We start from the raw sequence: 17,924 nt of genomic DNA, 5'->3' as shown, positions 1-17,924 counted from the left end.
TGTAGAAGCGACGCTTACCACTGGTCTTCCAGCTTCTGCGGCTTGCAGGCCACCCACGAGGCGGTGAGCAGGACCACCGCGCAGACCACCAGGAAGCCGAACGGCAGGTGCCAGCCGCCGCTCATTTCATGCAGCCAGCCGAACAGGAACGGGCCCAGGCAGCTGAAGGCGTAGCCGACGCCCTGCATGAAGCCGGACAGCGCGGCCGAGCCCGCGGGGGTGCGGGTGCGCAGGTTGATCAGGGTCAGCGCGAGCGGAAAGGTGGACGGGCCGATGCCCAGCAGGATGGCCCACAGCCACGGCGCCTTCATCGGGGCGAAGAGCAGGCCGGCGAAGGCGATGAGGAAGGCCGAGAAGCCGATCAGGACCAGCGGGAACGGGTTGCGCAGGCGCACCGCCAGGGCGGGCATGGTGAGCGAGGGCAGCAGGCCGCAGGCGGCGAAGATGGCCACCATGATGCCACCGAAGGCCGGGGTGGCACCGGCTTCGACGACGATGCGCGGCAGCCAGGTGAACATGGAGTAGGTCATGAGCGAGGTCATGCCGAACATGAGCGTCATGCCCCAGCCAAGCGGGGTGCGCCAGACCTTGCCGTGCGGCTGGGCGGACGGGTCGGCGGCGGTGTCGAGCGGGTCCGGGTGCGGGCGGCGGCGGGCCAGCATCATCCAGGGCAGGGCAGCGGCCAGGGCGAGGATGGCCCAGATGCCGAGCGAGACGCGCCAGCCTGCGCTCTGTGCCAGGGGCACGGCGAGCAGGGCGGGCATCATGGTGCCGATCTGCAGCACGGTGATGTAGAGGGTGCTGACGGTGCCGACGCGGTTGGCGAAGTAGCGCTTGACCAGCGGCGGAACGACGACGTTGCCGATGCCCATGCCGGCGAGGGCGACGATGGAGCCGAACAGGAGGCTGCCGATACCGCCGGCCATGGAGCGCAGGAGCAGGCCGACGGTGGCCAGGCCCATGGCGAGCAGGGCGGTGCGCTCCAGGCCGATACGGCGGGCCACCATGGGGGTGCTGACGCCGAACAGGGCGAACGAGGCGGTGGGCAGCATGCCGAGCACGCCGGTCATGGTGGTGCCGAAGCCGAAGGTCTGGCCGAGCAGGTCCAGCAGCGGGGTGACCGAGGTGACGGCGGTGCGCAGGTTGAGCGCGGCCAGCAGGATGGCGGCAAAGGCGAGCACGCGTCCGCGCAGCAGGGACGAGGCGTGTGGGTCGGTGTGGGTCATGGACGTGGATCTCATGCAGGTGGCGCGATCACGGTGGGGGCCGGATGTGCGGAAACGCCGCCGCTGGCACATGGCCGGAGGCTGCGTGGGGTAGAAGAGGAATGGCGCGCGCCGCGCGCGTCCCGAAGCGGGGCATTGTACCTGCGCCAAATGAATGGGTCGTGCCGACGGCCCGGGGCGTGTGGCCATACAAAACACCGCGCCGGGCGTGTGGCTATGCCAACCACGGGGCCGGGGCGTGTACCCATGCGAAAGCACCGGACCGGGGGCATGTGGGTATGCAAACACCGAACGGGGCATGCGGGTGTGCAAAACACCGGGCCGGGGCGTGTGGATGTGCAAACCACCGGACCGGGGCATGTGGGTATGCGAAACACCCCGGTAGAGCCGACCGTTGGTCGGCTGCGCTTTGACGCCAGCGCCAAATCCCCCGGATGCCGATGTGGTCAGGCCGGGCCGGGCCGGGGCGTGTGGGTGTGCGGATCCCTCCACCGCATGGACGTGCAGCCGACCAACGGTCGGCTCTACCGGCGTGTCCGGCATGGCCACACGCCGTGGATGCGTGCCCTGAACAACAGACACAAAAAAGCCCGGAGGACATATGTCTTCCAGGCTTCAATGTGACCATCAAATGGTCGGGGAGACAGGATTCGAACCTGCGACCTCTACGTCCCGAACGTAGCGCTCTACCAGACTGAGCTACACCCCGTAAGGAGCCGCCTATTGTATCGATCCCGCCCTTCGGCGGCAAGGGGGACCGTGTTGCTTTCCTTCGGTGCCGTGTTGCCACGGCTTAGACACAAAAGCCTGGAAATCGTGTTTCCAGGCTTCAATGCGACCACCTGAGTGGTCGGGGAGACAGGATTCGAACCTGCGACCTCTACGTCCCGAACGTAGCGCTCTACCAGACTGAGCTACACCCCGAAGGAGCCGCCAAGAATACGGTGTGAAGGCCGTATCGGCAACTCTTTTTTACACTTTCAGCGTTGCTCGTTGTCCAGTCGGCTGGTTTCGCGGGCTTCGAACCACATGCCGTTGAGGATGGCCACGACCGAGGCAAGGCCGGCGCCGAGGATCCAGGCGAAATACCACATGTTCACTCTCCTTCATTCGGGGGTGGTGCCGACCGTGGGTCGGCACCCGTGAGAACACTCAATACGCGTTCGGGTTGTCGCCCATTTCCTCGGCGGTCGTCTTGCCCTTCATGACGCGGTATACCCAGCTGGTGTACGCGATGATGATCGGCAGGAAAATGGCCGTGGCCAGCAGCATGATCCACAGCGTGAGATGGCTGGACGAACTGTCCCAGACGGTCAGGCTGGAGATGGGCTGGCTGGAGGACGGCAGCAGGAACGGGAAGATCGCAAAGCCGACGGTGAGGATGATGCCGGCGATGGACGCGCCCGAGGCGAGGAAGGCCAGGCCGCCACGGCGGGCACGCAGCAGCACTGCGCTTGCCAGGGCACCCAGCAGGCCGATCAGCGGGAACACCACGGTGGCGGGCATGCTGCTGTAGTTGCGCAGCCAGCCACCGGCGGCGCTGCCCAGTTCAACGGTCTTCAACAGCGGGTTGGTCGGGCCATCGGTGACCACCTGCGAGGTGATCTGGTAGCCCGGCAGGCCGAAGGCCACCCAGGCGCCGGCGGCGGCAAACAACACGAAGCTCGCCAGTGCAGCCACGCTGCCATAGCGCGCCGAACGTTCGGCCACCGGACCATCGGTCTTGAGCACCAGCATCGCCGCACCGTGCGACACCACCATCGCCACGCTGACCAGGCCGGCCACCAGGGCGAACGGGTTGAGCAGGCCGATCAGGGTGCCGGTGTAGAAGATGCGCATGCTGTCATCGAAGTGGAACGGCACGCCCACCAGCACGTTGCCCACCGCCACGCCGGCGATCAGGGCCGGCAACAGGCCGCCGACAAACAGCGCCCGGTCCCAGTTCTGGCGCCAGCGCTTGCCGGGCATCTTGCTGCGGTACTTGAAGGCGACCGGGCGCAGGATCAGCCCGAACAGCATCAGGAACACAGCGAGGTAGAAGCCGGAGAAGCTGACCGCGTACAGCGGGGGCCACGCCGCGAAGATCGCGCCGCCACCCAGTACCAACCAGACCTGGTTGCCTTCCCAGACCGGGCCGACGGTGTTGATCACCAGCCGGCGTTCGTCATCGGTGCGGGCCACGAACGGCAGCAGGGTGCCAACGCCGAGGTCGAACCCGTCCATGACGGCCCAGCCGACCAGCAGGATGCCGAGCAGCAGCCACCAGATCACGCGGAGCGTGGTGTAATCAAGTGCAATGAATTCCATCTGGATTCTCCTGCCTCAGGCTTGGCCGGGGGCGGCGGCAACGGGGGAAACGGGGCGGATATCAGCCTGCAGCGTGGGCAGGATTTCTTCCGGACCCTTGCGGATCGCCTTCAGCATCAACTTGACCTCGATCACCAGCAGCACCGTGTACAACCCGGTGAACACTGCCAGCGTGGTCAGGATTTCATGCAGGGCCAGGCCCGATGCGGCATAGAAAGTGGGCAGCACGCCATCCACCGCCCACGGCTGGCGACCGTACTCGGCCACGAACCAACCGCACTCGATCGCGATCCACGGGGCCGGCAGCGACCACACGGCCAGGCGCAGGAACCAGCGCTTGTCCTGGAAGCTGTTGCGGCACGAGAAGTAGAACGCCAGGGCGAAGAAGGCGATCAGGTAGAAGCCCAGGCCGGCCATGATGCGGAAGGTCCAGAACAGCGGTGCCACGCGCGGTACCGTGTCCATCGCCGCCTTGGAGATTTCTTCCGGGGTGGCGTTGAGGATGTCCTCGCGGTAACGCTTCAGCAGCAGGCCGTGGCCCAGATCCTGCCAATGGCGGTCGAACATCTCGCGCGCTTCGACGTCGTTCTTGTCCTTGCGCACGCGCTCCAGCGCACCGTAAGCAATCTGGCCGCCACGGATGCGGTTCTCGGCGCGGCCCACCAGTTCCAGGATGCCCGGGATCGGCTGGTCCAGCGAACGGGTGGCGATCAGGCCCATCAGGTACGGAATCTTGATCGCGTAGTCGTTGGTGTGGGTGGTCTGGTTGGGAATGCCGAAGGCGGTGAAGTCGGCCGGGGCACGCTCGGTTTCCCACATCGCTTCAATCGCGGCCAGCTTCATCTTCTGGTGTTCGCTGGCGGCGTACCCGCTTTCGTCACCCAGCACCACCACCGACAGCGACGACAGCAGGCCGAAGGCCGCAGCCACCGCGAACGAGCGGCGGGCCATGTCCTTGTACTTGCCCCGCAGCAGGTACAGCGCGCTGATGGACATCACGAAGATCGCGCCGGTCACGTAGCCGGCACTGACGGTGTGCACGAACTTGGCCTGCGCCACCGGATTGAACAGCACCGCGGCGAAGTCCACCACTTCCATGCGCATCGTTTCGGGGTTGAACACCGCACCGGTCGGGTTCTGCATCCAGCCGTTGGCGATCAGGATCCACACCGCCGACAGGTTGGTGCCCAGCGCCATCAGCCAGGTCACGGTGAGGTGCTTGACCGCGCTCAGCCGCTTCCAGCCAAAGAAGAACAGGCCGATGAAGGTGGCTTCCAGGAAGAACGCCATCAACCCTTCGATGGCCAGCGGTGCGCCGAAGATGTCGCCCACGTAGTGGCTGTAGTACGACCAGTTCATGCCGAACTGGAATTCCATCACCAGGCCGGTGGCCACGCCGATGGCGAAGTTGATGCCGAACAGGGTGCCCCAGAACAGGGTCATCTGCCGCCAGACCTGCTTGCGGGTCATGACGTACACGCTCTCCATGATGGCCACCATGAAGGACAGCCCGAGCGTGAGGGGGACAAATAGGAAGTGGTACATCGCGGTCAGAGCGAATTGCAGCCGCGACAGTTCTACGACTGTCTGATCAATCATGGCCTGGCTACCTCGTTGGGTTTAGCGTTTCAGGTGGCGGGAAGGGGGGTCTACGGGATGAATTCTGTGACCTGCAACTTCAAATAGCCTTGATTCAGATCAATGTACGAGCGGTCTGTGCAAGGAATCGTATGCGTTCCTGGCAGCCTGCGACCGCTTGCCGCACGGGGGCCATGCCGGCACCCACTACAATCGACGGAAACCTCCCTGTGTCCCTGCGTGATCTGCCTTGAGCATACCCCCCGACGCCACTGTTGTTGAAAACGCGGCCCTGCGCCGTCGCCGCCTGCACTGGCTGGGCGGGCTGGGCATGGCCGCGCGGGGGCGCCAGCGCATGGCTGCGCTGTGCATCTGCGTGTCCGGGGCGCTGTTGATCGGCCAGGCCGCGGCCATTGCCTGGTTGATCCAGACCGTGCTGGTGCAGCACCGGCCGCTGGCCGACGCCACCCCGGTGCTGCTGGGCCTGCTGGCGGTGCTGGTCGCACGCGCGCTGCTGGGCAGCGCCACCCAGGCCGCAGCCGGCGATGTGGCCGATGCCGCACGGCTGGCCCTGCGTGAACGGGTCTACCGGCGCCTACTGGGGCGCGGGCCGTTGTGGCTGCGCCAGCAGCGTACCGGTGAGCTGGGCGAGCTGATGCTGGCCCATGCAGATGCAATCGAGAACTATTACGCCGGTTATCAGCCGGTCCGCATCGAAGTGGTGGTGGTGCCGCTGCTGATCGCGCTGGCGGTGGTCTGGACCGATTGGGTGGTGGCGCTGATCCTGGTGTTCACCGCGCCGCTGGTGCCGTTCTTCATGATGCTGGTGGGCTGGGGCGCAGAAGCGGCCGGGCGCGCGCAGCTGGGCGAGCTGGCGCGCATGAGCGGCCATTTCGCCGACCGCATCAAGGGCCTGGGCCTGCTGCGCCTGTACGGGCGGGGCGAGGCCGAACTGGAGGGCGTGGCCGCTGCCGCCGAAGGCGTGCGCGAGCGCACCATGAAGGTGCTGCGCATTGCCTTCCTGTCGTCCACCGTGCTGGAATTTTTCGCCTCGGTCAGCGTGGCCATGGTCGCGCTGTATTTCGGGCTGAGCTACCTGGGCCTGATGTCGTTGCACGCGCAGGTGCCCACACTGGGCGTGGGCATGTTCTGCCTGCTGCTGGCGCCGGAGTTCTACGCGCCGCTGCGGCGCCTGGCCGCGCACTACCACGACCGCGCCAACGCGCTGGCCGCCGCCGCCGAGGTGGAGCGCCTGCTCGGCGAGCTGCCTGATGCGGAAGAGGGCGGCGATGTGCAGGCCGCCGTTGCACGTGCCCCGGAACTGCTGGAACAACATGCACCACCGGTGCAGGTGCGCGACCTGGTGTTGCGTCCGCTGGGGGCGCAGCACGATGTCATCCAAGGGCTGTCCTTCCAGATCGAGCCCGGGCAGCGGCTGGCACTGGTGGGCCCCAGCGGCAGTGGCAAGAGCACCCTGCTGGAAGCGCTGGCCGGCTGGCTGCCGCCGCAGTCGGGCAGCATCGTGCTGCGCCCCGGGCTGGAGATCGGCTATGCCGGGCAGCGCCCCTACCTGTTCCACGGCAGTATTGCCGACAACCTGCGCCTGGCCGACCCGGGCGCCACCGATGCGCACCTGCGCGCCGTTGCCGAGGCGGCGCAGGTGATGCGCTTCGCGTCCGCCCTGCCGAACGGCCTGGATACGGTGATCGGCGAGCGTGGCTTTGGTCTGTCCGGCGGCGAAGCACGCCGCATCGGCCTGGCGCGGTTGCTGCTGCGCGACCCGCAGCTGCTGCTGCTCGATGAACCCACCGCCTTCCTTGACCCGGACACTGAGGCCGACCTGCTGCGCACGCTCGCCGCGTTCGCGCGCGGCCGCAGCGTCATCATCGCCACCCACAGCGAGGTCGCCATGGCCTGGGCCGATACGCGCCTGACCTTGACCGCCAGCGGCACCCGCAACACGCGGGAGGTGCCGGCATGAGTGCGCCGCACATCGATTCGTTGAAGCAAGTATTTACCCGCCATCGCGGTCGCTTGGTACTGACCGTACTGCTGCTGTGGACCACCATGCTGGCCGGCACCGCATTGCTTGGGCTGTCCGGTGGCTTCCTGACAGCGGCCGCACTGGCCGGTGCGGCCGGGCTGGGCAGCGGCTTCAACTTCTTCTCGCCCTCGGCGGGCATCCGCGGGTTGACCATGGCGCGGATCGCCTCGCGCTATTTCGAAAAGCTGGTGGGCCACGACGTCACCCTGCGCATCGCCCGCGACCTGCGCGTGTGGTTCTTCCGCCGCGCGCTGCCGCTGGCCCCGGCGCGCCTGGCCGGCGTGCGCACTGGCGAGCTGCTGGCGCGTCTAATGTCGGACATCGGCGAAGTGGATGGCCTGCTGGTGCGCGCCCTCGGCCCGTTGCTGGCGCTGGGCGGCATCTCGCTGGTGGGCGTGATCGCCGCCGGCATCATCTACCCCCCCGCGGCGTTGCTGCTGGGCGTGCTGGCACTGGTGATCGGCGCGGGCGTGCCGTGGCTGACCGTGCGCGGTGCCGGCGACCAGGAGCGCGACCGCGCGCTGCATCGCGCACAGCTGCGCGCGCAGTCCTTCGAGGGCCTGGAAGGCGCGGCGGACCTGACCGCCCTGCAGGCGCGCGAGCACTGGAACCTGCGCGTGCTGGTGGCGGCCAAACAGCTGAAGTCACGCGACCGCCGGCGCCGGGTGCGGTTGATCGGTGGCAATGCGCTGCACGGTGTGTGTGCGGCCGCAGGGCTGGTGGCCATGGTGTGGGTGGCACTGCGCGGTTTCGAGCGCGGCGCCATCGATGCCGCCTTGGCCGCGGGCCTGGTGTTCCTCACCGTGGCGCTGCTGGAACTGTGGGCGGCCATCGGGCTGGCGTGGCAGTCGTGGTTGTCCGGACGGGTGGCGGCGGTGCGGCTGGAGCAGATCGTCGATCAACCCGCCGGTGTCGCCGAGCCGGAAAACCCGGTGCCGGTGCCCGCCGAGCCGGCCACGCTCAGTGTTGAACACGTGGCGTTCCGCTGGCCGGGGCAGGAGCGGGCATTGCTGGACGGGCTGCAGTTGCAGCTGCGCCCGGGTGATCGCATCGCCATCCAGGGCGACAGCGGCTGTGGCAAAACCACGTTGTCGTCGCTGCTGCTGCGCCTGTGGGACCCCGATGCCGGTTACGTGCGCTACGGCGGCGTCGACATCCGCCAGTTCGCCCAGGCTGATTGGCACCGGCAGGTGGCGTGGTTGCCGCAGAACGCGCCGGTGTTTGCGGGCAGCGTGGCCGACAATCTGCACTTGGGTGATCCGCAGGCTACCGATGCGCAGCTGTGGCAGGTGCTGGCCGATGTGCGCCTGCAGGGCTGGGCCGAACAGATCGGCGGGTTGCAGGCGTGGGTGGGCGAGAACGGCGCCACCATGTCGGCCGGGCAGGCGCGGCGCCTGGCGCTGGCGCGGGCGCTGCTGCGTGGTTCACCGATTCTGTTGCTGGATGAGCCTACCGAAGGGCTGGACGTGGATACCGCGCATGCGTTGTTGCATGACATGGTGGCTGCGTTGGGCAGCCGGAGTCTGGTGATGATTACGCATGATGTGTTGCCGGAGGGCATCGTGCATCGGAGTTATCGGTTGCGGGATGGGCAGTTGGAGTAGAAGTGCCGTAGGAAGGGGCTGTGGCGCGGCACCGATTCTGTGCGAGATCGCAGTGTCTAAAGAGCGCAACATGTAGGGGCCGTCCAGTAACAAGGGCAGAGCCATCCGCTGATGCTCTGTGCGCGAATTGCACAAACAGTCCTTCGGGTCCGTCTGCTAGTACCAGCCAGGGATGCTCTGAACAAATACGCCGGTAGTGTCGGCGCTGGCTAACAACCTGCGAGACATCGGCGGCATATGTTGAGGAGCTATCCATGCAGCTGCCGTTCGGCGACGCCGAGGGCAGGCACCCCTCCAAATAGGAGGGCATTATAAATCCTGGGCGCCTGTTGCTCGCGGATCGGGCCTGATCCGAATAATTAGAGCTCCAAGCTGGTTATGCAGGGTATTCCTGACGCATTGCATGGTGCTAAAGCTATTGGAAATAGGCGCGCTATAGGCGGGTGGGATTGATGTCGATCCAGGCTTTAGAGGTGGTGTGAGAGAGTAGGAAGAAAATCGGATATTATGTTGTGAGAAATGATCCGCGGCTTCTTGTAGGAGAAAGGATATTATTACGCTTGATGATATTTTCCAAGGTATTCTTGATACATTTCCTCATCGCAAGGTGTGTCTTGACGTCAAGGATGTCCCCCAAGATGTCGTATTGCCCAGGGGTTGGGAAAAGTTCGGTCTTGGTCTTGAGGTCGGACCAGTATATCCCGACGGCTGGAATTCATTTTCAAATGAATTTTCAACGGTAATTTCGCTATTCAGTGAGTGTCTGCTGGGTACCGTGCTGTTGCTGGGTGACGCGGTTGAAATGGCGTATGTATTTCATGACGGAAAAAGTTTCTACTATTATGTTGGTGGGGCGCCTGTCGAAGGGCGCGCAGTCGAGGGTTTTCAACTCGAACGACTTCCCGGCAGGCTTCAGGATTTTTATCGTAAAGTGCACGACGGATACACCTTCTTTCCCGCTCGCTCGATGGGCCCGCAGTGCCTTTGCGACCAGTCACGTATTTCCGACTTGGTTGACGAGGACGGAGGCTGCCATGCTGAAAATTGGATCACGGTATTCTCGAATGGCGGCGGAGACTATGTCGCAGTGGAGGCGGACAAGCATACTGGTGCGGTGGGCTTGATATGGTGGCATGAAGATTCTGCGTCCACGGAATTTGGCATTGATATTTTTGAAGTCATGAATGCATGGATGGGAATTTTCCTGGAGGATACCAAGTCCCGCGAAGAGCTGATTGCCGGGAATTATTAAGTGGAAGAATTATTTTGAGTCCTTCGGTGCTGAGTGATTGAATGAGCTGCTGCCGTCGTTGCCTCGTTGGCTCCCGTGCAGCACATGCACTACCGACGTATTTGTTCAGGGCATGCCCAATCAGGTGGCAAGGATGCGCAATCAGCGACTGATGAATCTTTTGGCCATCCTTGTCGGCGGCGTCGGCGTAGCAATAGGCGTATTGCTGCTGGCGATTGTTGCGTCCGGCAATGTCATCCAAGGCAAGGCGGGTCTGGCGCTCAGTGGCGCAGCGCTCTTGCTTCTTGTAGCCGCATTTCTCGCTGTTTCATTCTCGGTTCGTGTAGCAAAGTGGCTCACTCTTCTGGCGTTGGCATGTCTGGCCAGCCTGGCCATTCGGTTGGTCTTCTGGCCGCAGCCTGGCGTGAGAGGCGCAGAGTTGAAGATTTCGCTTGAAGATCTGCGCCTGCTAGCCATTGCCGTGTCGTAGACATGGCATATATATCCTCCATGCATGAGTGATATGCGCGTGCGCGCTTCTTCCAGCGTGGCCCCGAGGGTAGATTTCCCTGACAATCTGTCACGGAGTGACCCATGCAGACACGCACCCGCCGCCGCACTCTGGTGCCTGGCTTCGCATCCACACTGATCTGGATGGCGCTTTCCCTCTGTTCCACGACCGCCATGGCCAACGAGCCACTGCAGATCGAGGCGCAGGGGAGTTTCCTCGCGGGTGGCATGGAAAAGACGGAGCCTGGCACGTTCGATCCGTTGAAACCCTCCAATCCGGAGGGCCAGAGCTACCACGGTGATCACGTCTATGCCTTCTACCAGAAGCCGGTGAATGCGCGTCCGCTGCCGATCGTGATGTGGCACGGTGCGGGCCAGTCGTCCAAGAGTTGGGAAACGACGGCCGATGGGCGCGAGGGCTTCCAGAACCTGTTCCTGCGCCGTCGCTTCACTACCTACCTGATCGATCAGCCACGGCGAGGCAAAGCCGGCCGAAGCATGGTCGAGTCCACGCTGAAGCCCGTGGCAGACGATCAGATGTGGTTCAACCAGTTCCGAATTGGCCTCTGGCCGACGTACTTCGGCGGCAGTCAGTTCCCGAAAGGGGAGGCCACGCTGGACCAGTTTTTCCGTTCGGTCACGCCGAACACGGGGCCGTTCGACCTCGGGGTGGTCTCTGACGGAGTAGCTGCCGTGCTGCAGAAAACAGGGCCCGCGATCTTGTTTACCCATTCGCAGGCGGGAGGCCCTGGCTGGATGACGGCGATAAAGAGCCCCAATGTGCGCGCCATCGTCGCCTTCGAGCCTGGCAGCAGCTTCGTATTTGCCAAGCACGATGCGCCGGCGCCGATTCCCAGTGCATTCGATACGGTCGCACCGGCGGTGGTGTCGCCCGAAGCGTTCAAGGCGCTGACGCGGATTCCCATTCTGGTGCTGTATGGCGACAACATCCCTGACAAGCCCGTTGACCTGCCCGCGCAGGACAGCTGGCGGGCGCGGTTGGAAATGGCCCGCGCCTGGCGCGACGCGGTCAATCGGCAGGGCGGGGACGTCACCCTGATCCATTTGCCGGACCTGGGAATCCGTGGCAACAGCCACTTCTTGTTCTCGGACCTCAACAACGTCCAGATCGCCGATCTGGTGAGCGAGTTTCTGGCGAAGAAGAATCTGGATCATTGAGCCGGATTGCCTCATGCATTGATCGCGCCATGAAAAGACTGTGGCGCGCCGGTGCTGTATCGCTCGCCGATCTATAATTCATATCATTCATGCATGAGTGATATCCGGCTGATGCTCTTTTTTATGAGTGCACGGCGGTTAGCGTTACGCCTGATCCCCGCCAACGTGGGCGCGCCACATGCACCGGCCGGGGTAACGTCCAAACTGGGAGCAGTTGAATGAAGCACATCGTGCACGCCACGCTGTTGGCGATGTCCCTTGGCCTGGCGGCAGGCAACGCGTCCGCCGCCGACTACACGCTCAACCCCTTCAAATTGGCCTACGAAGGTGCGATCACGCGGAATGTGCCCAGCGAGGTCAACGTCCACTCGGTGTCCTATCCGCTGAATGGAATCGAGATCGCGGCAAACTTCTACACGCCGGCCAACTTCGATGCCGCGCGGAGATACCCGACCATCGTGGTTGCCCACCCCAACGGTGGGGTAAAGGAGCAGGTGGCCGGCCTGTACGCGCAGCGTTTGGCCGAGCAGGGCTACATCGCCATTACCGCCGATGCGGCCTATCAGGGGGCGAGCGGCGGCCAGCCCCGCAGCGTGGACACGCCGTCCCACCGCATCGAAGACATCCACGGCATGGCGGACTTCATCAGTCGATTTCCCTGGGTCGACACCACGCGCCTGGGTTTGCTGGGCATCTGTGGCGGCGGCGGTTACTCGCTGGCGGCCGCGCAGACCGACAAACGGTTCATGGCTGTGGCCACGATCAGCATGTTCAACTCTGGCCGTGTACGCCGCAACGGCTACGCCGACTCGCAGCTGGACACCATCCAGCAGCGCCTGCAGCAGGCTTCGAATGCGCGGGCACAGGAAGCTGCCGGCGGCGAAGTGCTGTACTCCGGCGACGCCAATCTCACCGACGCACAGATCGCCAAGCTTCCCTTCGATCTGTATCGGCAGGGCTATGCGTACTACTGGAAGACGCACGCCCATCCCAACGCCACCTTCCGCTACACCACCAGCAGCCTGCTGGAGCTGATGCGTTGGGACGCCACCGACCAGATCGAGCTCATCAACCAGCCGCTGCTGATGATTGCCGGCAGCAAGGCTGACAGCCTGTACATGACCCAGGACGCTTTCGCCAAGGCGACCGGTACCTCCGACAAACAACTGGTGCTGCTGGACGGCGCTACGCATATCGAAACCTACTGGGTGCCGAAGTACGTGGATGCCGCCGTCGCCTCGCTGACCACGTTCTACAGCCGGACGCTTGCGCGATGAGCGCGCCTCGCAGATCAACCGCGCAGAGTGCGCTGCTGGGTGCGGCATTGAGCGTGGCGGCACCATTCGCCGGCGCGGTCGAACCCCCCACGCAGCAAATCACCCGAGCGGGAACGCAGTCGTCCGTGGCCGGTCCGGCAGCGACCTTCGTCGGCAAGGTGCGGGTAGATCCGCTGTTCCCGGCGGACGAGGAGGTGCAGGCTTCTTCGGCATACGTCAGCTTCGAGCCGGGTGCGCGCTCGGCCTGGCACACCCACCCCGCCGGTCAGCGACTGGTGGTTACCTCCGGCGTTGGGCTGACCCAGGAATGGGGTAAGCCGGTGCAGCAGATACACGTCGGGGATGTGGTGGTGTGTCCTGCCGGGGTCAAGCATTGGCACGGCGCCGCGCCCCACAGCGCAATGACCCACCTTGCAGTGACCGGGGTGGTAGACGGCAAATCGGTGGCGTGGCTGGAGCAGGTCAGTGATGACCAGTATCGCGACGCATCGTCGGGTATCGACGCTCCCGTTGCCGGGCCGCTTTCGCCGAGGCAGCAGGCTATCCCGCTGATTGCGGCCGCAGCGGCCAGCAGTGACATGCCCCAGCTCACTGCCGCGTTGAGCCGGGGACTGGATGCTGGCCTGACGTTGGGTGAGACAAAGGAAGTACTCGTGCAGCTGTATGCCTATGCGGGGTTCCCAAAGAGTCTCAATGCCCTGGGCGAGTTGATGAACGTGGTGCGCGCACGTGAGGCGAGGGGTATCGCCACCGCACCCGGGCAACCGCCCACCGGAAAGGTGCCCGTGGGCGCTGCGCTGCGCGCTCGGGGCACCGCCAACCAGACCCGGATCTCCGGTGCCCCGGTGACCGGGCCGGTCATGGACTTCGCCCCCATCATCAACCAGTACCTGCAGACGCACCTGTTCGGCGACATCTTCGAGCGCGACAACCTGGACTGGCAGAGCCGTGAACTGGCCACGGTGGGCGCGCTGGCAATGATGCCCGGCGTGGAGGCGCAGTTGCGCTCGCATATGGCGGCCAGCCAGCGCGTGGGCCTCAGCCGCGCACAGCTGCACCACCTGGCCCAACTGCTGGCCCACAGTGGCTACGGAGCCGCATCCGCTCGCGCAGTGCAGGCACTGGAACAGACCCCACCGCCTTCGCCCTGACCATGCCGTTCATGGAGACCGCAATGAGCAACCTGCCCAACAATCCGCAACGCCGCTCGATCCTGAAGGGCGCAGCTGCGCTGGCGGCGCTGCCGCTGACCGGCGCGCTGGCCACGTCCACGGCCAACGCCTCCCCCGCAGCTGCCGCGCCGCGGATGGACGGCCGCCGCATGCTCGGAAAGCTGCAGGTTTCCAGCATCGGGCTGGGCGTGCAGAACATGAGCCGCACCTACCAGACCACCATCCCCTCGCGCACCGAGATGCACCGCATCATCCGTGCCGCGTTCGATCGCGGGATGACGTTCTACGATGCGGCCGAGGCCTATGGCCCGCATGAAGTGGAACGAATCCTGGGGGAAGGCGTCGCCTCCTTCCGCAACGAGGTGGTGATCGCCACCAAGTTCGGCTGGAACATCGACCTGGAAACCGGTGCGCGTGGCCCGGGCCTGATCAGCAGGCCCGCACATATCAAGCGGGCGGTCGAGGGCATGCTCACGCGGCTACGTACCGACCGCATCGACCTGCTGTACCAGCACCGCGTGGACCCGCTGGTGCCGATCGAAGACGTGGCCGGTGCGATCCAGGACCTGATGACCGAGGGCAAGGTGCTGCATTGGGGCCTGTGCGAGATGGGCCTGAAGACGCTTCGCCGCGCGCACGCTGCGCTGCCGGTGACGGCTGTGCAGAGCGAGTACTCGATGCTCTGGCGTGGGCCGGAACAGGAGGTGCTTGCTACGTGCGCCGAGCTTGGCATCGGATTCGTGCCATGGAGCCCACTGGGCGTAGGCTTCCTGACCGGTGCGATCGACGCCAGGACACGGTTTGCCGAGGGCGACATTCGCGGCATCGAAACGCGCTTCACCCCGCAGAACATCGAACATAACCTGGCCTTGGTGCGCCTGCTCAGGGACTGGGCCGCGCGAAAGCAGGCCACGCCTGCGCGGATCGCATTGGCCTGGCTGATGGCGCAGCAGCCTTGGATCGTGCCGATTCCCGGTACCACGCAGATGGCCCATCTGCTGGACAACGTTGGCGCAGGCGAGGGGGTCTTCAGCGCAGGGGAGCTGCGGGAGCTCAACGCTGCAGTTGCCGCGGTGGCAGTGCAGGGCGAGCGTCTTCCGCCAGCGGTGCAGGCCTACAGCGGCGTGGAGGCGCCTCTGCGTTAGCGCTCAATCCCGATAGCGCAACGCATCACGCAGCACGGTGAACGCCGGCGATGACTGTCTGCGACTGGGGTAGTACAGGTGGTAGCCGGGGAAGGAGGGGCACCAGTCCTGCAGGACGTGGACCAGGGTGCCCGCCTGCACGTGGGCGCGCACCAGATCCTCGGGCATGTAGGCAAGCCCCAGTCCCTCCAGCGCGGCGCCCAGGCGCAGGGCGATGTTGTTGAACACCAGCTGGCCTTCCACCCGCACCTTCAGCTCCTGGCCCTTCTTTTCGAACTCCCACGCGAAAATGCCACCGTGGGTCGGCAGGCGGATGGTGATGCAGTTGTGCCGGGTGAGGTCGTGCGGCGATTTCGGTTTCGGGTGGCGCTGGAAATAGGCAGGCGATCCGACCACTGCCATGCGCAGGTCCGGTCCAACGCGCACGGCGATCATATCCTTGGCCACCTGCTCACCCATGCGGATACCGGCATCGAAGCCCTCGGCCACGATGTCGGTCAGTCCGTAGTCGACGATCACCTCGATGTTCAGGTCGGGGTTGGCCGGCAGCAGCTTGCCCAGTACCGGCTGCATCACGGTGAGCGCGGCATGCTCACCCGCGGTGATGCGGAGGCGACCGGCGGGCTTGTCGCGGTAAGCGTTGAGCTGGGCCAACTCCGTGTCGATTTCCTCGAAGCGTGGTGAAATCACCCGCAGCAGCTGCTCTCCGGCCTCGGTGGGCGAAACACTGCGCGTGGTCCGGGCAAGCAGGCGTACACCCAGGCGCTCTTCGAGCTGACGCATCGATCGGCTCAGGGCAGGCTGGGACATGCCCAACTGGGCGGCAGCACGGGTAAAACTGCGCTCCCGCGCCACCAGGACGAACATGGCCAGCTGGTCGTAATTCTCTACGCTCATTGATGCGCACCGGATATAAGCGATATCCGATTATGCCTCTGCAAGAATGTGTTTGGGGGGCGTAGATTGGCGCCATGACAAAGCCAACCGCCAATCACGGTCGCCGGGCAGTCGTTGCCGCCTTGGCCTCGCTGCCGCTGGGATGCTCCGCCGCGGCGCCGCAGGAGGGCGCGGCCGCGGGTCGATCAAACGCACGGACACTGATTGCCTGGTTTTCGCGCTCGGGCAACACCCGGGTCGTTGCCGGCCTCATTCATCGCAGCATGCCCAGCGACCTGTTCGAGATACAGCCTGCCGTGGACTACCCGGCGGACTACCTGGACACGGTGGCAAAGGCGCGGCAGGAGCGCGACGACGGGGTGGAACCGCAGCTGCGCACCCGCATTGCCGGCATTGATCGCTATGACACCGTCTACCTGGGTTTCCCCATCTGGGGCGAGACCGCGCCGCCGATCATTCGGTCGCTGTTGTCGCAGCACGACATGAGGGGCAAGACGATCGTGCCGTTCATCACGCACGGTGGCTTCGGCGTGGGCAACAGCCTGCGCGTCGTCGCCAGCCACGCACCCAACGCACGCATCCTGGATGCCTTCGTAATGCAGGCCGACCAGGAACGCAAAACCATGGAGAGCGTCAACGCCTGGTTGGCCACTCCGCACACCGCCCGATGAGGATTCGACCATGAAGACCCGTACCCTTGGACAAGGCCTTGAAGTTTCCGCCCTCGGCCTGGGCTGCATGGGCATGAGCGCGGCGTATGGCCCGGCCGCAGACAAGCAGGACATGATTGCGTTGATCCGCGCGGCGGTGGAGCGCGGCATCACCCACTTCGACACCGCTGAAGCCTACGGCCCTTTTGCCAACGAAGAACTGGTGGGCGAGGCATTGGCGCCTGTTCGCGACCGGGTGGTGATCGCCACCAAGTTCGGGTTTGATATCGACCCCGTAACCGGTGCCCGCGGCACAGGTACCAACAGCCAGCCCGCCCACATCCGGGCCGCCGTCGAAGCCAGCCTGAAGCGACTTCGCACCGAGCGTATCGACCTGCTTTACCAGCATCGCGTTGACCCGGCGGTGCCCATCGAGGAGGTTGCCGACGCGGTGAAGGACCTCATTGCAGAGGGCAAGGTTGCGCATTTTGGTCTGTCCGAGGCGGGTGTGCCGACAATCCGGAAGGCGCATGCGGTGCAGCCGCTGACGGCTGTGCAGAGTGAGTACTCGCTGTTCTGGCGTGAACCGGAGCAGGCGCTTCTTCCGTTGCTTGAAGAGCTGAGCATTGGCTTCGTACCGTTCAGCCCGCTGGGCGCAGGGTTCCTGACCGGAAAGATCGACCAGAACACGCAGTTCGATGCAACGGATTTTCGTAATGCGGTGCCGCGCTTCTCCGCTGAAGCACGCCGGGCGAACATGGCCTTGGTCGAAGTGGTGAAGGCGATGGCGGCAGAGAAGGGTGCCACGCCTGCCCAGGTGGCTCTGGCCTGGCTGCTGGCCCAGCGGTCGTGGATCGCGCCTATCCCCGGCACGACCAAGCTTCATCGGCTGGATGAGAATCTGGGTGCGGTGGATCTGGTACTGGATGCGGCCGACCTGGCGCGTATCGATGCGGATGTGGCCCGGATCAGTATCAGCGGTGCGCGCCTGCCGGAAGCTGCCTTGAAGATGACCGGCAAGTGAGCGATGGGTGGGCAGGATCGGGGGACGTCTGCTTCTGGCCGGAAGCGGACGTTCGAGGAGGGCGGAGGCGCCGACCGCTG

The 17,924-nt window shown here is 64.8% G+C and carries 15 protein-coding genes, 2 tRNA genes and 1 pseudogene; 11 read left to right on the top strand and 7 right to left on the bottom strand.

Going from position 1 to position 17,924, the window contains the following annotated elements:
• Positions 1-14: 14 nt before the first annotated feature.
• The 6 genes from ACZ0AE_RS13065 to ACZ0AE_RS13040 all read right to left on the bottom strand — a co-directional run bounded on the left by ACZ0AE_RS13065 (position 15) and on the right by ACZ0AE_RS13040 (position 5,132).
• Positions 15-1,226 (bottom strand): CynX/NimT family MFS transporter, encoded by a 1,212-nt coding sequence (locus ACZ0AE_RS13065; RefSeq protein ID WP_463601328.1) that lies wholly within the window; start codon positions 1,224-1,226, stop codon positions 15-17.
• 632 nt (positions 1,227-1,858) lie between these two features.
• Positions 1,859-1,935, bottom strand: a tRNA-Pro gene (locus ACZ0AE_RS13060).
• 138 nt (positions 1,936-2,073) lie between these two features.
• Positions 2,074-2,150: transfer RNA gene (locus tag ACZ0AE_RS13055), tRNA-Pro, on the bottom strand.
• Positions 2,151-2,206: 56 nt separating this feature from the next.
• Positions 2,207-2,320, bottom strand: coding sequence for a cytochrome bd-I oxidase subunit CydX (cydX, locus tag ACZ0AE_RS13050; protein WP_038687448.1), 114 nt, complete (start codon positions 2,318-2,320; stop codon positions 2,207-2,209).
• Between the two features lie 58 nt (positions 2,321-2,378).
• Positions 2,379-3,533, bottom strand: coding sequence for a cytochrome d ubiquinol oxidase subunit II (gene cydB / locus ACZ0AE_RS13045; RefSeq protein ID WP_463601327.1), 1,155 nt, complete (start codon positions 3,531-3,533; stop codon positions 2,379-2,381).
• Positions 3,534-3,548: 15 nt separating this feature from the next.
• Positions 3,549-5,132: a cytochrome ubiquinol oxidase subunit I gene (locus ACZ0AE_RS13040; RefSeq protein WP_038687452.1), complete on the bottom strand. Its 1,584-nt coding sequence runs from the start codon at positions 5,130-5,132 to the stop codon at positions 3,549-3,551.
• Between the two features lie 229 nt (positions 5,133-5,361).
• On the opposite strand from ACZ0AE_RS13040, the gene cydD reads away from it, so the two are divergent.
• The 9 genes and pseudogenes from cydD (at position 5,362) to ACZ0AE_RS12995 (ending at position 15,273) form a co-directional block, all read left to right on the top strand.
• Positions 5,362-7,092 (top strand): thiol reductant ABC exporter subunit CydD, encoded by a 1,731-nt coding sequence (cydD, locus tag ACZ0AE_RS13035; RefSeq protein ID WP_463601326.1) that lies wholly within the window; start codon positions 5,362-5,364, stop codon positions 7,090-7,092.
• Entirely contained in the window at positions 7,089-8,759 is a 1,671-nt protein-coding gene (gene cydC / locus ACZ0AE_RS13030) for a thiol reductant ABC exporter subunit CydC (protein ID WP_463601325.1), read from the top strand. The genes cydD and cydC overlap by 4 nt, the downstream gene beginning before the upstream one ends.
• Positions 8,760-9,366: 607 nt before the next feature.
• Positions 9,367-10,011 (top strand): hypothetical protein, encoded by a 645-nt coding sequence (locus tag ACZ0AE_RS13025; protein WP_463601324.1) that lies wholly within the window; start codon positions 9,367-9,369, stop codon positions 10,009-10,011.
• Between the two features lie 133 nt (positions 10,012-10,144).
• Positions 10,145-10,480 (top strand): hypothetical protein, encoded by a 336-nt coding sequence (locus ACZ0AE_RS13020; protein WP_463601323.1) that lies wholly within the window; start codon positions 10,145-10,147, stop codon positions 10,478-10,480.
• A gap of 104 nt (positions 10,481-10,584) precedes the next feature.
• Positions 10,585-11,679, top strand: coding sequence for an alpha/beta hydrolase (locus ACZ0AE_RS13015; protein ID WP_463601322.1), 1,095 nt, complete (start codon positions 10,585-10,587; stop codon positions 11,677-11,679).
• Between the two features lie 218 nt (positions 11,680-11,897).
• Positions 11,898-12,956, top strand: coding sequence for an alpha/beta hydrolase (locus tag ACZ0AE_RS13010; RefSeq protein WP_463601321.1), 1,059 nt, complete (start codon positions 11,898-11,900; stop codon positions 12,954-12,956).
• Positions 12,953-13,435, top strand: a pseudogene (locus ACZ0AE_RS13005) ((R)-mandelonitrile lyase); the annotation flags it as partial. The gene ACZ0AE_RS13010 and the pseudogene ACZ0AE_RS13005, both read left to right, overlap by 4 nt.
• Positions 13,409-14,107 carry a carboxymuconolactone decarboxylase family protein gene (locus ACZ0AE_RS13000; RefSeq protein ID WP_448134859.1) on the top strand — a complete coding sequence of 233 codons (699 nt, stop codon included), beginning with the start codon at positions 13,409-13,411 and terminating at the stop codon, positions 14,105-14,107. The pseudogene ACZ0AE_RS13005 and the gene ACZ0AE_RS13000, both read left to right, overlap by 27 nt.
• A 155-nt stretch (positions 14,108-14,262) precedes the next feature.
• A complete protein-coding gene (locus tag ACZ0AE_RS12995; protein WP_463602098.1) occupies positions 14,263-15,273 on the top strand; it encodes an aldo/keto reductase in 1,011 nt (336 codons plus the stop codon).
• A 3-nt stretch (positions 15,274-15,276) separates the two neighbouring features.
• On the opposite strand, the gene ACZ0AE_RS12990 is transcribed toward ACZ0AE_RS12995, so the two are convergent.
• Positions 15,277-16,170, bottom strand: coding sequence for a LysR family transcriptional regulator (locus tag ACZ0AE_RS12990; RefSeq protein ID WP_463601320.1), 894 nt, complete (start codon positions 16,168-16,170; stop codon positions 15,277-15,279).
• Positions 16,171-16,244: 74 nt separating this feature from the next.
• Between ACZ0AE_RS12990 and ACZ0AE_RS12985 the strand changes: the two genes are divergently transcribed.
• Together ACZ0AE_RS12985 and ACZ0AE_RS12980 are read left to right on the top strand one after the other, a co-directional pair.
• Positions 16,245-16,841 (top strand): flavodoxin, encoded by a 597-nt coding sequence (locus tag ACZ0AE_RS12985; protein ID WP_448134042.1) that lies wholly within the window; start codon positions 16,245-16,247, stop codon positions 16,839-16,841.
• 10 nt (positions 16,842-16,851) lie between these two features.
• Complete coding sequence (locus ACZ0AE_RS12980) at positions 16,852-17,844, top strand: aldo/keto reductase (protein ID WP_128097762.1); 993 nt, start codon at positions 16,852-16,854, stop codon at positions 17,842-17,844.
• The last annotated feature ends 80 nt before the right edge of the window (positions 17,845-17,924 follow it).

The organism is Stenotrophomonas sp. AC248 (assembly GCF_979258185.1).
The sequence above is the reverse complement of the archived record's forward strand: the minus strand, read 5'-3'. Positions and strand labels throughout refer to the sequence as shown.